The sequence below is a fragment of the Marmoricola sp. URHA0025 HA25 genome, from assembly GCF_054059435.1.
Genome location: NZ_JBSSCD010000001.1, coordinates 1,248,941 through 1,264,143, shown reverse-complemented (window position 1 = coordinate 1,264,143; position 15,203 = coordinate 1,248,941). Strand labels below are relative to the sequence as shown.

Annotated in this window: 10 protein-coding genes; 3 read left to right on the top strand and 7 right to left on the bottom strand. The window is 71.3% G+C overall.

The annotated features are described in order from the left end of the window. Positions 1 to 2: 2 nt before the first annotated feature. From ACVW00_RS06110 to ACVW00_RS06090, 5 genes are read right to left on the bottom strand one after another with little or no spacing between them, the layout of a single operon-like run. The gene (locus ACVW00_RS06110) at positions 3 to 1,649 is read right to left on the bottom strand and encodes an HlyD family efflux transporter periplasmic adaptor subunit (protein ID WP_457110014.1); all 1,647 of its coding nucleotides are present in this window, start codon (positions 1,647 to 1,649) and stop codon (positions 3 to 5) included. 1 nt (position 1,650) lies between these two features. Then, entirely contained in the window at positions 1,651 to 2,505 is an 855-nt protein-coding gene (locus ACVW00_RS06105) for a hypothetical protein (protein WP_457110013.1), read from the bottom strand. Between the two features lie 19 nt (positions 2,506 to 2,524). Continuing rightward, on the bottom strand, positions 2,525 to 3,751 hold the full coding sequence (locus ACVW00_RS06100; RefSeq protein WP_457110012.1) for an ABC transporter permease: 1,227 nt from the start codon (positions 3,749 to 3,751) through the stop codon (positions 2,525 to 2,527). After that, positions 3,748 to 4,455 (bottom strand): ABC transporter ATP-binding protein, encoded by a 708-nt coding sequence (locus ACVW00_RS06095; protein ID WP_457110011.1) that lies wholly within the window; start codon positions 4,453 to 4,455, stop codon positions 3,748 to 3,750. The genes ACVW00_RS06100 and ACVW00_RS06095 overlap by 4 nt, the downstream gene beginning before the upstream one ends. Before the next feature lies 1 nt (position 4,456). Continuing rightward, the gene (locus ACVW00_RS06090) at positions 4,457 to 5,605 is read right to left on the bottom strand and encodes an efflux RND transporter periplasmic adaptor subunit (RefSeq protein WP_457110010.1); all 1,149 of its coding nucleotides are present in this window, start codon (positions 5,603 to 5,605) and stop codon (positions 4,457 to 4,459) included. Positions 5,606 to 5,703: 98 nt separating this feature from the next. On the opposite strand from ACVW00_RS06090, the gene ku reads away from it, so the two are divergent. From ku to ACVW00_RS06075, 3 genes are all read left to right on the top strand, one after another. Next, positions 5,704 to 6,630 (top strand): non-homologous end joining protein Ku, encoded by a 927-nt coding sequence (ku, locus tag ACVW00_RS06085; RefSeq protein WP_457110009.1) that lies wholly within the window; start codon positions 5,704 to 5,706, stop codon positions 6,628 to 6,630. A 259-nt stretch (positions 6,631 to 6,889) separates the two neighbouring features. Then, positions 6,890 to 8,185 carry a hypothetical protein gene (locus tag ACVW00_RS06080; protein ID WP_457110008.1) on the top strand — a complete coding sequence of 432 codons (1,296 nt, stop codon included), beginning with the start codon at positions 6,890 to 6,892 and terminating at the stop codon, positions 8,183 to 8,185. Between the two features lie 13 nt (positions 8,186 to 8,198). Then, entirely contained in the window at positions 8,199 to 8,828 is a 630-nt protein-coding gene (locus ACVW00_RS06075) for a class F sortase (RefSeq protein ID WP_457110007.1), read from the top strand. A 1-nt stretch (position 8,829) separates the two neighbouring features. On the opposite strand, the gene ACVW00_RS06070 is transcribed toward ACVW00_RS06075, so the two are convergent. Both ACVW00_RS06070 and ACVW00_RS06065 read right to left on the bottom strand, forming a co-directional pair. Then, complete coding sequence (locus tag ACVW00_RS06070) at positions 8,830 to 10,239, bottom strand: amidase (RefSeq protein WP_457110006.1); 1,410 nt, start codon at positions 10,237 to 10,239, stop codon at positions 8,830 to 8,832. 18 nt (positions 10,240 to 10,257) lie between these two features. Continuing rightward, positions 10,258 to 15,129, bottom strand: coding sequence for an NAD-glutamate dehydrogenase (locus tag ACVW00_RS06065; protein WP_457110005.1), 4,872 nt, complete (start codon positions 15,127 to 15,129; stop codon positions 10,258 to 10,260). Between the last annotated feature and the right edge of the window lie 74 nt (positions 15,130 to 15,203).

The window sequence follows — 15,203 nt, the reverse complement described above, 5'->3', positions numbered from 1 at the left end:
CCCTAACCTCCGGCCTTGAAGGTGCCGCTCGGCCCACCACCGGTCCCGCCGGGCCCACCGCCGATCCGGATCGTGGGCGCCTTCCCGAACCCGCTGCGGTCGTTGATGCTGTCCGAGGCTCCGGTGATGTCCTGGTCGATGTCGGCGAGCACGACCCGGTCGCCGGCGGCGAGACCGCCGGTCACCTCCACCTCGCGAGCCCCGACGGTCCCGATCGTGACCGGCTTGCTCGAGAGCTTGGCGCCGTCCCAGGTCCGCACCACGCTCTGCTCGCCGCGTCGCGAGATCGCCGACAGCGGCACCGTGACGACGTCCCTGGAAGTGGCGACCACGATCGCGAGCAGGGCCTGGGCGCCCGTCGGGAGGGCGATGGCCGGGTCCTCGACCGTGACCGTCACCGGGTACGTCGCCGTACCGGACGAGCTGTCGGCGACGAGGCCGATCGCGGTCACCGACCCCTGCGCACTCTCCGACTCCCCCGGCATGGAGACCCGCACGACCTGGCCGACCCTGATCCGGGCGATCTTCGACTCCGGGACCGACGTCTCCACGGTCACGGCCCTGCCGCCGACGACGACAACGGCCGCTTCCCCGGCGGTGACCGCATCTCCCTTGTGGACCGTGAGCGAGCGCACCGTTCCGGACCGGGTCGAGCGCAGCACCGCCAGGCCGAGCTGCTGACGTGCCTCGACGAGGTCGGCACGCGCCTTCTCGATGTCGGCCTGGTCCGCGGCCAGCTTGGCGGCGGACACGGTGCCGGACTGGGCATCCGACTGGGCGTCGGACGGCGTCTGCGATCCGTCGGACGACGAGCTGGCCGGGCTGGACGGCGTGCTCGGGGCGGTGGGGCTGGCCGACGGGGAGGTCTCCGAAGACGCCTCGAGCGCCGCCAGTGCCTGCGCGAGGGTGCCGGCGAGGTCGGAGAGCGCGGCGGCGAGTGCGCCCTGGGCGTCGCTCACGTCGTCCTGGCGGTCCTGCACCTCGGCGAGCGCGTCCGAGCAATTGTCGCCGGACTCATCGGCCGACTCGGCCTGGTAGGCGTTCTTGCACGCCTGCTGCTGGGCCGCGAGGGCGTCCTTGGCCGCTGCGATCGCGGCGGTCGCCCTGGTTTGGCCGTCCAGGACGGCGCGCTGCTGCTCCTGGAGCTTCGCCAGGGCCTGATCGGTCGCGGGATCGCTGGCACTCGGCTGCGGGGTGTCGCTCGGCTGCGGTGTCGCCGACGGCTTGCTCGCCTTCGGCTGGTCCGACGCCGCGTTCGCGGCGGCCACTGCGGCGGCCTGCGCGTCCTCGTCGGACTCCAGCTGCGCACGCGCCCTGGCCACGCTCGCGCTGGCCCTGGTGACCGCAGCCTGCAGCGTGTTCCGATCGAGCGTGGCGATCACCTGTCCGGCCCTCACCGTGTCGCCGAGGGCCACCTTCACCTTCGCGACGGTGCCCGAGGTGCCGAAGGCGAGATCCGTGCGGCGCGCGGCGTCGATCGTGCCGCTGCTCGACAGCACCTGCTCCACGTCACCCCTCGCGGCCCTGGTCGTGCGGTAGCTCCCGGTCGACCCGTCGCTGGTCACGGCGTACGCCGTGCCGCTGCCCGCCACCAGCACGCCCAGCGCCACCAGGGCCGGCCAGCGGATCCGCCTCGTCCGATGCCTCATGTCACGACCCCTGGGTGGTCGGCGCGCCGTCGCCGGAGCTGAACCGGACCATCCCACCGCACTGCCCGCCGACCGGCTGCGTCACCGCCATCGACGTCGCCGTGACGGCACCGGTGTCGTCGGTCGTCCCGTCCGCCGCGACACAGGCGCCGACCTTCACGTCGGCGGCGGCACCCGCGACGGTCGTCGAGTACGACGTACCGGATCCGACCGTCACCGCGACCGCCGTCTTGTCGCTGCTTCCCGGCAGCGCAGAGTCGACGGTGAACCCGCCGGCGGAGACCGCGGTGACCTCACCGACCGCACCGCCCAGCGCGCGCACCTGCGGCCGCTGCCCGCCGGCCGGCGCCCCCGAAGGAGGTGTGCCGTTCAGCTGGGGTCCGTTCGCCTGGCCACCCGGACCGCCGGGACCTCGGAGGCCGAGGTCGCACGAGCCGTTCGTCCTCGCCGCGATCCTGACGCTGGCCGCGGTCACCGAGGTCGCCGGTGTGCTGCCGGACGCCGGCCCACCGGCAGGCGCGACCAGCACGCACGACCCGACCTTCACGTCGGTCAGGGCGGCGGCGACCTCCTTGGTGAACGTCGTGCTGCCGGTCCAGGACACCGCGACCTGCCCGTCGGCGCCCTGCACCTGTGCGGTGCTCCCGGTGACGGCGGCGACCTTGCCGTTGGCGCCGGGCATCCTGCCGCCGGAGCCCGGCCCGCCCTGCGAGTTCTGCGGGCCGACGCCCTCGTTGGCACGGGGCGCGCCGTGGTTGTCGCTGCTGCCGCAGGCACTCGCTGCCAGGAGGAGCACGGCGACGCCGGCGAGGGCGGCACCCGTCCGGAGCGGGCGGGCTTGTGCGATGGGGCTCATGGTTCTCCTCGATCTCGTGTCATTCGCTGCGCAGGGCGTCGATGGGGGTGAGGCGCGCCGCCCGGCTGGCGGGGTAGACGCCGAAGCCGACGCCGAGCCCGAGGGCGACCAGCAGCGCCAGCGCGATGGCGGGCGGCGAGATCGTGACGGCCTGGTCGATCATCGAGGGCAGCACGAGTGCGCCGACCACGCCGATCAGCGACCCGACGACCCCGCCGGCGACCCCGAGCAGCGATGCCTCGATGAGGAACTGCCGCCGGATCGCCGACGGCGTGGCGCCGAGCGCCTTGCGCAGCCCGATCTCGCGCACCCGCTCGGTGACCGAGACGAGCATGATGTTCATGACCCCGATGCCGCCGACGAGCAGCGAGATCGCGGCGATCCCGGCGAGCAGGATGGTCATGGTCTTGTTGGTCGAGTTCGCCGTCTCGAGCAGGGCGTCCTGGGTGGCGATGCTGAAGTCCGCGGCACTGCTGGTCACGTCGTGGCTGGTGAGCAGCGCGGCGTCGACCTCCTGGTACGCCGCACTCAGCACGTCGGCGGAGCGCGCCTCCACGTAGACCGCCGACAGCGACGTGCTCGTCGAGCCGCTGATCCGCTGGCCGGTGGTGAGCGGCACGACCGCCAGGTCGTCCTCGTTCGTGTCCGACGACGTCGCGCCGGACTGGTCGAGCACACCGATCACCGTGAGAGCAGTGCCGTTGACCGACACCGTCTGCCCGACGGGGTCACCCACGGAGAACAGCTCGGAGGCGGTCTCGGTGCCCAGCACGACCACGTTCGCCCCGGACGTCGCCTCGTCCCGGGTGAACCAACGGCCGGAGGCGAGCGTGCGCGAGCGGACGTCCTTCCAGCTGGTGGTCGTCCCGATGACCCGCGTGGTCCAGTTCGTCGTACCGGCCGTCAGGGCGGTCAGGTTGCTCGTTGTCGGCGCCACCCGGGCGACGTCCGGCGCCACCCTGCGGTCCGCAATCGCCTCGGAGTCGGACAGGGTGAGCGTCTCGGCCGACCCGAAGCCACCGCGTACGCCGCCACTGCCGGTGTCACTGCCCGGAGACACGATCAGCAGGTTCGAGCCGAGCGAGTCGATCTGCTTCCGCACGGTGTCCTGGGCGCCGAGGCCGAGGCCGACGGTGAGCACGACCGACGAGATCCCGATGACGATGCCGAGCATGGTGAGCATGGACCGCAGCCGATGGGTGCGCACGGCGTCGACGGCCGTGCGCAGCGTCTCGAGCCAGTTCATCTGGTGATCCCCCGGTCCGTCGAGGCCTGCCCGGTCTCGTCGTCGCGGATCTCCCCGTCGTAGATGCCCAGCACCCGGTCCGCCCGGTCGGCGACCTCTCGCTCGTGGGTGATCAGCACGATCGTCCGACCGGAGTCGTGCAGCTCGCGGAAGAGCCGGAGCACGTCGGCCGAGGACACCGAGTCGAGGTTTCCCGTCGGCTCGTCGGCCAGGATCATCGACGGCTCGGTGACGAGGGCCCGCGCGACCGCGACCCGCTGCTGCTGGCCGCCCGACAGCTCCCCCGGCCGGTGCCCGGCGCGGTCGGCGAGCCCCACGCGCTCGAGCGCGAGCCGGGCCCGGTGCTCGCGCTCGTCGGCGCCCAGCCCGGCGTAGACGAGCGGCAGCGCGACGTTGCGCAGCGCGTTCAGGCTCGGCAGCAGGTTGAACTGCTGGAACACGAAGCCGATCTCCTCGTTCCGGATCTGTGCCAGCGCGTCCTCGTCCAGGTGGCTGACGTCGCGGCCGGCCAGCTGGTAGCGCCCCTCGGTGGGCACGTCGAGGCACCCGAGGATGTGCATCAGCGTGGACTTCCCGGACCCGGACGGCCCGATGATCGCGACGTACTCTCCCTCGCCGATGCGCACGTCGATGCCACGCAGAGCCTCGACCGAGATCACGCCGGTCGCGTAGGTCTTGCGGACGCCCTCCAGCTCGATGACCACGTCAGCCTCCCTGCTGGATCAGGACAGGCCCCTGGCCGCCGCCGGGTGCCTTCCCGCCCCCGGGGAGCTGGAAGTCGTTGGTCCCTCCGTTGCGGTTCTTCGAGGTCGGCGCCGTGAAGCTGACCAGCTCGACGACGTCGCCCTCCTTCAGCCCCGAGAGCACCTCGGTCTGGGCGCCGTAGGTCTCGCCGACGGTGACGACCTGCTTGGTGCGCCTCGTCCCGTCGATCACGTAGACGAAGGTCTGGTCGCCGTCGCTGTGCAGCGCCGCGGTGCTCACGGCCAGTACGTCGCTGGCCTGCTTCACCGTGATCGCCAGCGAGGCGCTCGACCCGGCGTACAGGCCCTTGGGTCTGCCGGTGACCTCGACGGTGACCGGGAACTGCGCTGCTCCGCTGTCGCTCGCGGTGGCGATCACGCCCACCTCCGTGACGGTGCCGAAGGCCGGCTCGCCGTCGCCGATGGGGGTGATCTCCACCTGCAGGCCCGTCCTGAGCTGGCTGACGTCGGCCGCCGAGACGTTCGCGTCCACCTGCAGCGCCCGCGGGGAGATCACGGTGATCGCCGCCGTGCTGCCCGACCCGTCGGCGTTCCCGTTGCCCGACGAGCCGGCCTGGTCGCCGACCTCGTACCCGACGGCGCTCACGGTGCCGCTGAAGGGCGCGCGCAGGGTCGCCGCGTCGAGCGCGTCCTGTGCCTGCTCGAGGTCGGACCTGGCAGAGGCGAGCGATGCTCGGTCTGCCGTCAGCTGCGTGGACGACGCGCCGCTGTCCTCGGAGAGCTGCGTCGTCGCCGCGGTGACCTGCGCCCGCGCCGCGTCCAGCTGCGCCTGCAGGGAAGCGGTGCCGATCGCGGCCAGCACGTCGCCCTTCTCCACCTTGTCCCCCACCGCGACCGGGACCCGGGTCACGGTGCCGGCCGAGGAGAAGCTGAGGTCCTCCTCCCGCCTGGGCGTGATCGTGCCGGTCGCCGACACGGTGGTCTTGTAGGTGCCGCGCGCGACGGTCGCGGTGATCCGCTGGGTGTCCGAGTCGTCCCCGCGGCTCAGCCACGTCCAGCCGCCCGCAAGCAGGGCGACGAGGACGACCAGGAACATGACCGACCAGCGCCGGGGTACTGCGCGCAGACGGGAGGGAACGGGCAATCGCATGCCGGGAGCGTCGCGAGAGCCCCTGTGGACCTGGTCAGCGGACCATGTGAGGACGCTATGAGGTGGCGCAGTTCGGCGCGGCGGGACATCCTTTAGCCATGCGTGCCATCTGGAAGGGTGCCGTCTCGTTCGGCCTCGTGAGCGTCCCGGTCAAGCTGTACTCCGCGACGGAGAGCAAGGACATCTCGTTCCGCCAGGTGCATGCCAAGGACGGCGGCCGGATCAAGTACCAGCGCGTCTGCAGCATCGACGGCGAGGAGGTCGCGTACGCCGACATCGCCAAGGGCTACGAGACCGAGGACGGCGAGATGGTCATCCTCACCGACGACGACATGGCCGAGCTGCCCGCGAGCAGCAGCCGCGAGATCAGCGTGGAGAAGTTCGTCCCGAGCGAGCAGATCGACCCGATGCTGTTCGAGAAGTCCTACTACCTCGAGCCGGAGAAGACCGGCGCCAAGCCCTACGCGCTGCTCCGCCAGGCGCTCGAGGAGGCCGACCGGATGGCGCTGGTGACGGTCTCGCTGCGCAACCGGATGTCGCTGGCCGTGCTCCGCGTGCGTGACGACGTGATCGTGCTGCAGACGATGATGTGGCCCGACGAGATCCGCAACGCCGACTTCGGCTCGATCGACACCACCGACGCCAAGCCGGCCGAGGTCAAGATGGCCAAGATGCTCGTCGAGACGCTCGCCGGCGACTTCGAGCCCGACGAGTACGAGGACGACTACCGCCAGGCCGTCGAGTCCCTGGTCAAGACCAAGATCGAGGGCGGCGAGGTGAAGGCCGCTCCGCGCGAGCGCAAGACCGGCGGCGAGGTCGTCGACCTGCTGGCAGCGCTGCAGCGCAGCGTCGAGGCCGCCAAGAGTGCCCGTGGCGAGGAGAGCGGCGACGACGCCGAGGAGAAGGCGACGGCGAAGAAGACCGCCAGGAAGACGCCCGCGCGCAAGGGCGCGAAGAAGGCCTCGACGGCCAAGAAGACCGCCAAGAAGACCACCGCCAAGAAGGCGGCGCGCAAGGCCAGCTGAGGCTCCGCTTCAGCGGAACGCGGCATTCTCGAAAACGGGCCATTCCGCCCGATAGAGCCGCGAACACGACATTCCCGTACGACACACTCGTAACGTTCTTCCCTTTTGCACGTTGACTCTTCGTACTCGTAGGATCGAGCGGATTTCAGGGGTACGGAATCGCGACGTCTTCCCAACGTCGATGTCGCTGACCCCTGAGCGCTGTCCGTACGTGTGTTGTCGGCGCCCCAGATGCGGCGCCCTTCCGGGAGGAAACGTTTTGAAACGAAGTGCGCTCAAGCTCGCCGCCGTCATCGGGGCGGCCGCGGTCTCCACGCTGGCGGTCGCGCCGGTGTTCGCCGCGGCCCCTGTCTCGCAGGCCACCGCCAAGGCGCTCGAGCTGAACATCGCCGGGAACAACATCACCGACGGCCTCGGCCAGGTGAAGGCGACCAACGACGGCGCCACCGAGTCGAAGACCGGTCCGACCAACCCGCCGATCAGCGTCCTGAAGAACCAGGGCCTGCTCAACGTCGGTGCGCTCGTCCAGGAGGCACAGGCCAAGGTCACCAACGGTGACGGCACATCGGCCGCGTGCTCGGGCGTCGCGGGCAACGGCGGCACCGGATCGCTCGCCGAGGTGGGTGACTCGAGCTGCATCACCCCCGGCTCCCCGGTGGGCATCTCGCTGGCCAACCTCGACCTCAGCAACGTCATCACGATCAACCCCGCATCCGCCCTCGGGCCGCTGGCGGCCCTGAACAACCCGCTGCAGCTGATCCTCGGCTCGATCACCGCACCGCTGTCGAGCGCGCTCCAGAGTGCGCTCGGAAATCTGAGCCTCGGCGGCAGCCTCGGCGCGATCGAAGCGCACTGCACGGCCAACCCGACCTCGGCGACCGGCGACGCGAACCTCGCGAGCACGACCGGGAACAGCAACACCGTGCCGATCACGCTGTCCGCAGCCGGTCAGGACGTCGTCATCGCGAGCCTGCCGGTCAACCCGCCGCCGAACACCCACGTGCTCACGAACCTCTCGACGGTGACCCAGGCGATCGTGGACGGCGTCAACCAGGAGCTCCACCAGGCCCTCGTGTCCGGTGGCAACAACGGACCGCTCGCTCCTCTGGCCGGGCTGACCCAGAGCCTGCAGGACACCGTCATTAAGACGCTGGCGGACTCCCTGAAGCCGCTGTTGCAGCCGCTTGAGGACAACGTCCTCAACATCACGCTGAACAAGCAGTCCAAGGGCGACAACGGCAGGTCCGTCGACGTCACGGCGATCGACCTGCAGCTGCTGCCGGCGGCCGCAGGCGCGCTCGGCTTCTCGGCCGTGTCCGCCGACATCGCGCACGTGACCTGCGGTCCCAACACGCGGGTGGCGACGCCGAGCACGCCGAACTCGCCCAACACCCCGAAGAGCCCGCACACCCCGAAGGTCCCGACCGTGGTCGACTCCGGCCTCGCGGGGCACCAGGACCACACCGCACGCAACGTGCTCGGCGCCACCGCCGCGCTGATGCTGCTTGCGGGCACCGCGGGCCTGGTGGGCTACCGCCGCATGCTCCACAAGTGACCGACGACAGGTCATGAACGACAGAGCCGGCGATCACCTCACGGGGCTGAGCACGAGACTTCTCGTGCTCTTCCTCGCGATGGTGATCGTCGGCTTCGTCATTCCCTCACCGGGGATCGCCGGCGGTCCGCACGGCGGCACCGGCGACTCGCAGTACCGCGCGCTCGGGCACCCCGCTGACCCGGTGCTCCTGATCGTCCCGGAGATCGAGCTGCGGGCACCCGTCGTGCCCATCGAGATCGACCCCGACGGAGTCCTCGACCCGCCGTCCGACGTGCACGAGGTCGGCTGGTGGAAGCGGAGCGCGATGCCGGGCGCCAACTCCGGTCAGACCCTGATCACCGGTCACACCGTCCACACGGGTGGTGGCGTGATGAACCGGCTCGGCGACCTGCGCCCCGGCGCCCTCGTGCAGGTGAGGACGCCGGCCGGCACCGTCGACTACAGGACGACGAAGGTCTTCGTGTACACCAAGGCCGAGGTGGCCGAGCACAAGCTCGAGCTCTTCAGCCAGAAGCGCGCCAGCAACCGGTTGGTGCTCGTCACCTGCACCGGCTGGACGGGCCACGACTACACCAGCAACATCATCGTGTTCGCCGACCCGCTGGGCGTCCGCACCGGCGCGAGCGGCAAGGCGGCCTGAGCTACTCCTCGCCCGCGTCGGTGAGCAGCGGCCACGGCCGGGTGCGCTCGAGCTGGGCAGCCAGGCTCAGCAGCGTCGGCTCGTCCCCGATCCGCCCGACCAGCTGGAAGGCCAGCGGGAGGCCGTCGTCGCCCAGGCCCGCGGGCACCGACGCCGCCGGGTTGCCGGTGAGGTTCCACAGCGCCGTCCAGGCGATCATCGTGCGCGACTTCAGTGCCGCGCTGACCGCGCCGCCGCGGTCCAGGGCACCGACCTTGCGCGGGCGCGGCCCGATCGTCGGGGTCATCAGCACGTCGACGTCCGCGAAGACCCTGTTCGCCTTCTCGGCGAGCCGGTCCCCCGCGGCCATCGCCCGGTCAATCACCCGCTGGCTCACCCAGCTGCCCAGCCGGTAGACCTGTCGGGTCCGCGCCTCGAGCCGCTCGAAGTGCTCGACCGCGTCGGCCTCGGAGCGCACACCCCCGAAGAACTGCGGGACGAACGCCGCCGTCTGGTCGGGGTAGTGCGGGACGACCTGACGGACGTCGTGGCCCAGGCCAGCCAGCAGCCGGGCAGTGTCCTCCACCGCGCCGACGCTCGCCGGGGCGGGCCGCACACCCGGCACCGGGGACTTCGTCGACCAGCCGATCCGCAGGCGACCGGGATCTGCACCCGCGGCAGCGATGAACGAGGTGGTCGGCTCGGGCGCGGTGAACCTGTCCCCGGCGGTGTTGCCGCGGATCACGTCGTACACGAGCGCCGAGTCCAGCACCGTGCGGGTGAGCGGACCTGCGGTCCCGAGCGCCCACCAGAGGTGCGCCATCGGGTGGCTGGTGACCCTGCCCCGTGTCGGCTTGAGCCCGAAGATGCCGCAGCAGGCCGCCGGGATCCTGATCGACCCGCCGCCGTCCCCGCCGATCGCGACCGGGACCATGCCGAGCGCGACCGCCACCGCCGTGCCGCCGCTCGAGCCGCCCGGCGTGCGGGTGGGGTCCCAGGGGTTGCGGGTGATGCCGCCGTCGACCGACTCGGTGAAGGTCCACTGCCCGAACTCCGGCATTCGGGTCTTGCCGACGATGATCGCGCCGGCACGCCGGAGCCGGTGGACGAGCTCGCCGTCCTCGGCGGCGGGCGTCGAGTTGCCGCAGCCGCCGAACGTGGTGACGCACCCGGCGACGTCGATCTCCTCCTTGATCGCAACCGGTACGCCGTGCAGCGGACCGACCGCTCCCGATTCGGCGAACCGCGCATCGAGCTCCGCGGCGTCGGCTCGCGCCTGCCCGGCGAGGACGACCGAGAACGCGTTGACCCGCGGGTTGCGACGCTCGATGCGCTCCAGCGAGGCGTCGACCACCGCGAGGGCGGTCACCTCGCCGGTCGACGTGCGGCGTACCAGCTCCGCGGCCGACAGGTCGGCCAGGTTCTGTGCCATGGGCCGGAACCTACCGGGTCAGGAGGCGGCCAGCAGAGACCTGACCACCCGCAACGCCACGGACATCCGGGCCAGGTCGGCGTTGTCGTCGGCGCAGATCTCCTCGAAGGTGGCCGCGGCCCGCTTGATCGCGTCGCGGTCCCCGATCTCCCACGCCGCCACCCGGGTGTCGGCGTCGGCGCCGGCCTTGGTCGACTCGAGGACCTGGCCGGTGAGCTGGGCGTGCACCGTGTGCAGGTCGTCGCGCAGAGCCGCGCGTGCCATCGTCTGCCAGCGGTCCTCGCGCGGGAGCGCCAGGATCCGCGAGACGAGCAGCGGGAGACCGAGTCGCTCGCCCACGGCGAAGTGCACCCGCGCCACGTCGAGCGGATCGGTCTCCAGACGCGCCGCTGTCTGGACGATGCCCAGCACCATGTACGCCGGCGGGCAGGCAGCCACCTTGGTCGCCAGGGCCTCGGGCACGCCGCGACCGACGAGCGCGTCGCGACGGTCGGTGAAGGCCGCCAGCTCGCGGCCGCGCATCAGCGACGGCAGCTCGGCCATCACCTTCTCGACGGTGACCTCGAACTCCGCGACGATCGCCTCGCTGTCCAGCGGGGCGCGCCGGTTGTTGACCAGCCAGCGGCTGGCACGCTCGACGAGCGTGCGCACCTCGATCCGCATCCGGGTCTGCACGCCCGCGTCGACGACGTTGTCGAACGACGCGATCTCGCGCCCGATGGCCCTCGCGCCGAAGATCTCGCGGCCCACGAAGTTGGCCAGCGTGAGCTCGGCCACAGAGGCCGAGGTCTCCCCGGACAGCCGGTGGTAGTAGGTCATCCCGGCGTTGTTCACCAGCTGGTTCACGAGCTGGGTGACCACCAGCTCGCGGCGCAGGGGGTGCTCCTCCATCTGGGTGCGGTAGTCCTGCCGCATCTTCGTCGGGAAGTAGGAGTAGAGGTCGCCGCGCAGGAACGGGTCGTCCGGGAGGTCGCTGGCCAGCAGCGCGTCGGCGAGCACGATCTTGGTGTACGCGAGCAGCACCGAGAGCTCGGGGCCGGTCAGGCCCTCGCCACGCTCGATCCGGCCGGCGACCTCGCGGCGCGGCGGGAGCGCCTCGAGGGCCCGGTTGAGCAGGCCGCGGCGCTCCAGCGTGCGGATCCAGTCCTCGTGGACGTGCAGCAGCGCGGGTGCCTGCGCGACCGCGTTGGCCAGGGCGAGGTTCTGGTCGTAGTTGTCGCCGAGCACCAGCTCGGCGACCTCGTCGGTCATCGACGCGAGCAGCTCGTTGCGCTGCTTGGCCGTGAGGTCGCCGTCGCGGACCACCCGGTCGAGCAGGATCTTGATGTTCACCTCGTGGTCGGAGGTGTCCACACCGGCGCTGTTGTCGATGAAGTCGGTGTTGATCCGGCCGCCGGCGCCGCCACAGCCCTGCACGGCGTACTCGATCCGGCCGCGCTGGGTGAAGCCGAGGTTGCCGCCCTCGCCGACGCACTTCGCGCGCAGCTCGGCCCCGTCGACGCGGATCGCGTCGTTGGACTTGTCCGAGGCCTCCGCGTCGCTCTCGGTCGAGGCCTTCACGTAGGTGCCGATGCCGCCGTTCCAGAGCAGGTCGACCGGGGCGAGCAGGATCGCCCGCATCAGCTCGGCCGGTGTCATCGCGGCTGCGTCGACGCCGAGCACCTTGCGGACCTCGGCGCTCAGCGGGATCGACTTCGCGCTGCGCGGGAAGACGCCGCCGCCCTCAGAGATCAGGGAGGCGTCGTAGTCCTTCCACGACGACCGCGGCAGGTCGAAGAGCCGCTTGCGCTCGGCGTACGACGTGGCCGGGTCGGGGTTCGGGTCGAGGAAGATGTCGCGGTGGTCGAACGCCGCGACCAGCAGCGTGTGCTCGGAGCAGAGCAGGCCGTTGCCGAACACGTCCCCGGACATGTCGCCGATGCCCACGCAGGTGAAGTCCTCCTTCTGGCAGTCGACGCCCAGTTCACGGAAGTGGCGTCGCACCGAGACCCAGGCACCTCGTGCGGTGATGCCCATGGCCTTGTGGTCGTAGCCCACCGAGCCTCCGGACGCGAAGGCGTCACCGAGCCAGAAGCCGTACTGGGCGGACACCTCGTTGGCGATGTCACTGAACGTCGCGGTGCCCTTGTCGGCCGCGACGACCAGGTAGGTGTCGTCACCGTCGTGGCGCACCACCTGGAGCGGCGGCACCACCTCGCCGTCGATCAGGTTGTCGGTGACGTCGAGGAGCGCGGAGATGAAGGTCCGGTAGCAGGCGATGCCCTCGGCCATCCAGGCCTCGCGGTCGCCGGGGTCGGGCAGCATCTTCGCGAAGAACCCGCCCTTCGCGCCCACGGGCACGATCACGGTGTTCTTCACCATCTGGGCCTTGACCAGGCCGAGGACCTCGGCCCGGAAGTCGTCGCGGCGGTCCGACCAGCGCAGGCCGCCGCGGGCGACGGGGCCGAACCGCAGGTGGACGCCCTCGACGCGCGGCGAGTAGACGAAGATCTCGAACTTGGGCCGCGGCTCGGGCAGGTCGGGGATCGCCGACGGGTCCAGCTTCAGCGACACGTAGGGGTGCGCTCCGCCGTGCCGGTCCTCCTGGAAGAAGTTCGTCCGCAGGGTCGCCTTGATCGCGGTCAGGTACGACCGCAGGATCCGGTCGTGGTCGAGGCTGGAGACGTCGTCGAGCGCGCGCAGGATGCGCTCCTCCAGCTCGGCGCACTTCGCGATCCGCGACTCGCTGCCGGCCTCCAGGTCGCCGTTGCGACCGGGGTCGAAGCGCGCCTCGAAGAGCCGCACCAGCAGCCGGGTGATGTCGACGTTGATCCGCAGCGCGTCCTCGATGTAGTCCTGCGCGAACGGCGTGCCGCCCTGGCGCATGTGCTTCGCGTACGCGCGCAGGAGCAGCGCCTGCCGCCAGCTGAGCCCGACCGCGAGCACCAGCGCGTTGAACCCGTCGCTCTCGCTGCGACCGTCCCAGACGGCCAGCACGGTGTCCTGGAACAGGTCGCGGGCGTTGGCCGGCAGCCCTCCGGCGTACCGGAGGCCGAAGTCGTAGATGTAGGACTGCCGCGGCAGCCCCTCGAGCTCGTAGGGCCGTTCGTCGACGACCTCGACGCCCATGGCGGACAGCGTCGGGAGCACCTGGGACAGCGAAAGGGGCGCACCCACGCGGTAGATCTTCAGCCGGGCCTCGCCCGACGTGGCCTCCAGCGACTCGTAGAGCGAGAGCGCGATCGCCTCCTGGTCCTGGAGCTCCTCGAGCCGGCCGAGGTCTGCGGCCCCGGTGCGGGGCGTGTAGTCCTCCTTGTAGGCCTCCGGGAAGCAGCCGGAGTAGCGCCGGGCCAGCCGGCTGCCCTTCTCCTCGCCGTACTCGGCGACCACGGCCTGGGCGAAGTCGTCGCGCCACGACCGGGCGGCCTCGGCGCAGCGACGCTCGAGGTCGGCGGGGTCGGCGGTGCCGATGTGCTCGCCGGGAGCGGGCCGGACCACGAAGTGGAGCCGGGCCGCGAAGGAGTCGCCGACGTGGGCGGTGTACTCGAGCGAGTCGCCGTCGAGCTGCTCCTTGAGGATCGCCGCGATGCGCTCGCGGACCGCGGTGTTGTAGCGGTCGCGCGGCAGGTAGATCAGCACCGACCAGAACCGCTCGTAGGTGTCGCGGCGCAGGAACAGCTTGAGCTGGCGGCGCTCCCGGGTCTGCATCACGGTGGCGGCGATGGGCGCGAGGTCCTCGACCGAGGTCTGGAAGATCTCGTCGCGCGGATAGGTCTCCAGCACGTCCATCATCGCCTTGCCGGCGTGGCTCATCGGCTCGTAGCCGGCCAGGTCGAGCACCTTGCGGGCCTTCTCCCTCGCCAGCGGGATCCGGGTCACCGACTCGGTGTAGGCGGCCGAGGAGAACAGCCCGAGGAAGCGCCGCTCGCCGACGACCTCGCCGGTCTCGTCGAACGTCTTGACGCCGACGTAGTCCAGGTGCACCGGCCGGTGCACGGTGGCGCGGGAGTTCGCCTTCGCGAGCACCAACAGTGTCTTCTCCCGGGCCTTCCGGGCAGCGGGTCCGGGCAGCGGCGCCGCGGGACCCGGGTCGGCCCGCAGGATGCCGAAGCCGGTGCCGGGCACCGCGACCAGCACCTCGTCGTCGCCCTGGTGCTCCAGCCGGTACTCGCGGTAGCCGAGGAACGTGAAGTGGTTGTCCGCCAGCCAGCGCAGGAACGCCATGCCCTCGTCCAGCTCGCCGTCCGGCAGCGGCGGTGGGTGCTCCTCGAGGTCGTCGAGGATCACCTGGACCCGGTCGTGCATCCGCGGCCAGTCCTCGACCGCCTCGCGGACGTCGCTGAGCACCTTCTCCAGCTGTTGCTGGACCGCGGCGCTCTCCTCGGCGGGGATCCGGTCGATCTCGATGTGCATCCAGGACTCGCGCGCGACGTCGTGCTCGCTCACGTCGGCGTGGTCGTCGAGGACCTCCTGGAGGTGGCCGGCGACGTCACGGCGCACGACGAGCTGCGGGTGGATCACCAGGTGCACGTCGTGGTCGACCTGGTCGAGCGCCATCGTCACCGAGTCGACCAGGAAGGGCATGTCGTCGGTGATCACCTCGACCACCGTGTGCCCGTCGGCCGACCAGCCCTCGACGTCGACGCTCGGCGTGAGGATGCGGACGGTGGCGGTGCCCTGCGGTCGCTCGATGCCCGACTTGAGCTGGTGCATCGCGGCGCCGTACAGGTCGACCTCGTTGCGGTCGAGCAGGTCCTCGGGGGCGGCGTGGCGGTAGTAGGCACGCAGCAGGGTGGGGACCGACACGCCGTCAGGACCGGCGGCGCCGTGCTTGCCGGCCGCGCGCTCCTCGGCGTGCGCGCACATCCTGCTGAGCAGCTCGGACTTGCTCTCCTCCAGTGTCGTCGACACCCGGGCCCCACCTTCGTCGCCTCGGTCGCACGCCGTTGTGCCACCCCGTTCGAGACTAGGACCGCCGACAGGTC

What these genes read in the sequence shown, in the direction of transcription:
- ACVW00_RS06110 (WP_457110014.1), bottom strand. Translation starts at nt 1,649, where the DNA reads ATGAGGCATCGGACGAGGCGGATCCGCTGGCCGGCCCTGGTGGCGCTG.
- ACVW00_RS06075 (WP_457110007.1), top strand. Translation starts at nt 8,199, where the DNA reads ATGAACGACAGAGCCGGCGATCACCTCACGGGGCTGAGCACGAGACTT.
- ku (WP_457110009.1), top strand. Translation starts at nt 5,704, where the DNA reads ATGCGTGCCATCTGGAAGGGTGCCGTCTCGTTCGGCCTCGTGAGCGTC.
- ACVW00_RS06100 (WP_457110012.1), bottom strand. Translation starts at nt 3,751, where the DNA reads ATGAACTGGCTCGAGACGCTGCGCACGGCCGTCGACGCCGTGCGCACC.
- ACVW00_RS06090 (WP_457110010.1), bottom strand. Translation starts at nt 5,605, where the DNA reads ATGCGATTGCCCGTTCCCTCCCGTCTGCGCGCAGTACCCCGGCGCTGG.
- ACVW00_RS06105 (WP_457110013.1), bottom strand. Translation starts at nt 2,505, where the DNA reads ATGAGCCCCATCGCACAAGCCCGCCCGCTCCGGACGGGTGCCGCCCTC.
- ACVW00_RS06070 (WP_457110006.1), bottom strand. Translation starts at nt 10,239, where the DNA reads ATGGCACAGAACCTGGCCGACCTGTCGGCCGCGGAGCTGGTACGCCGC.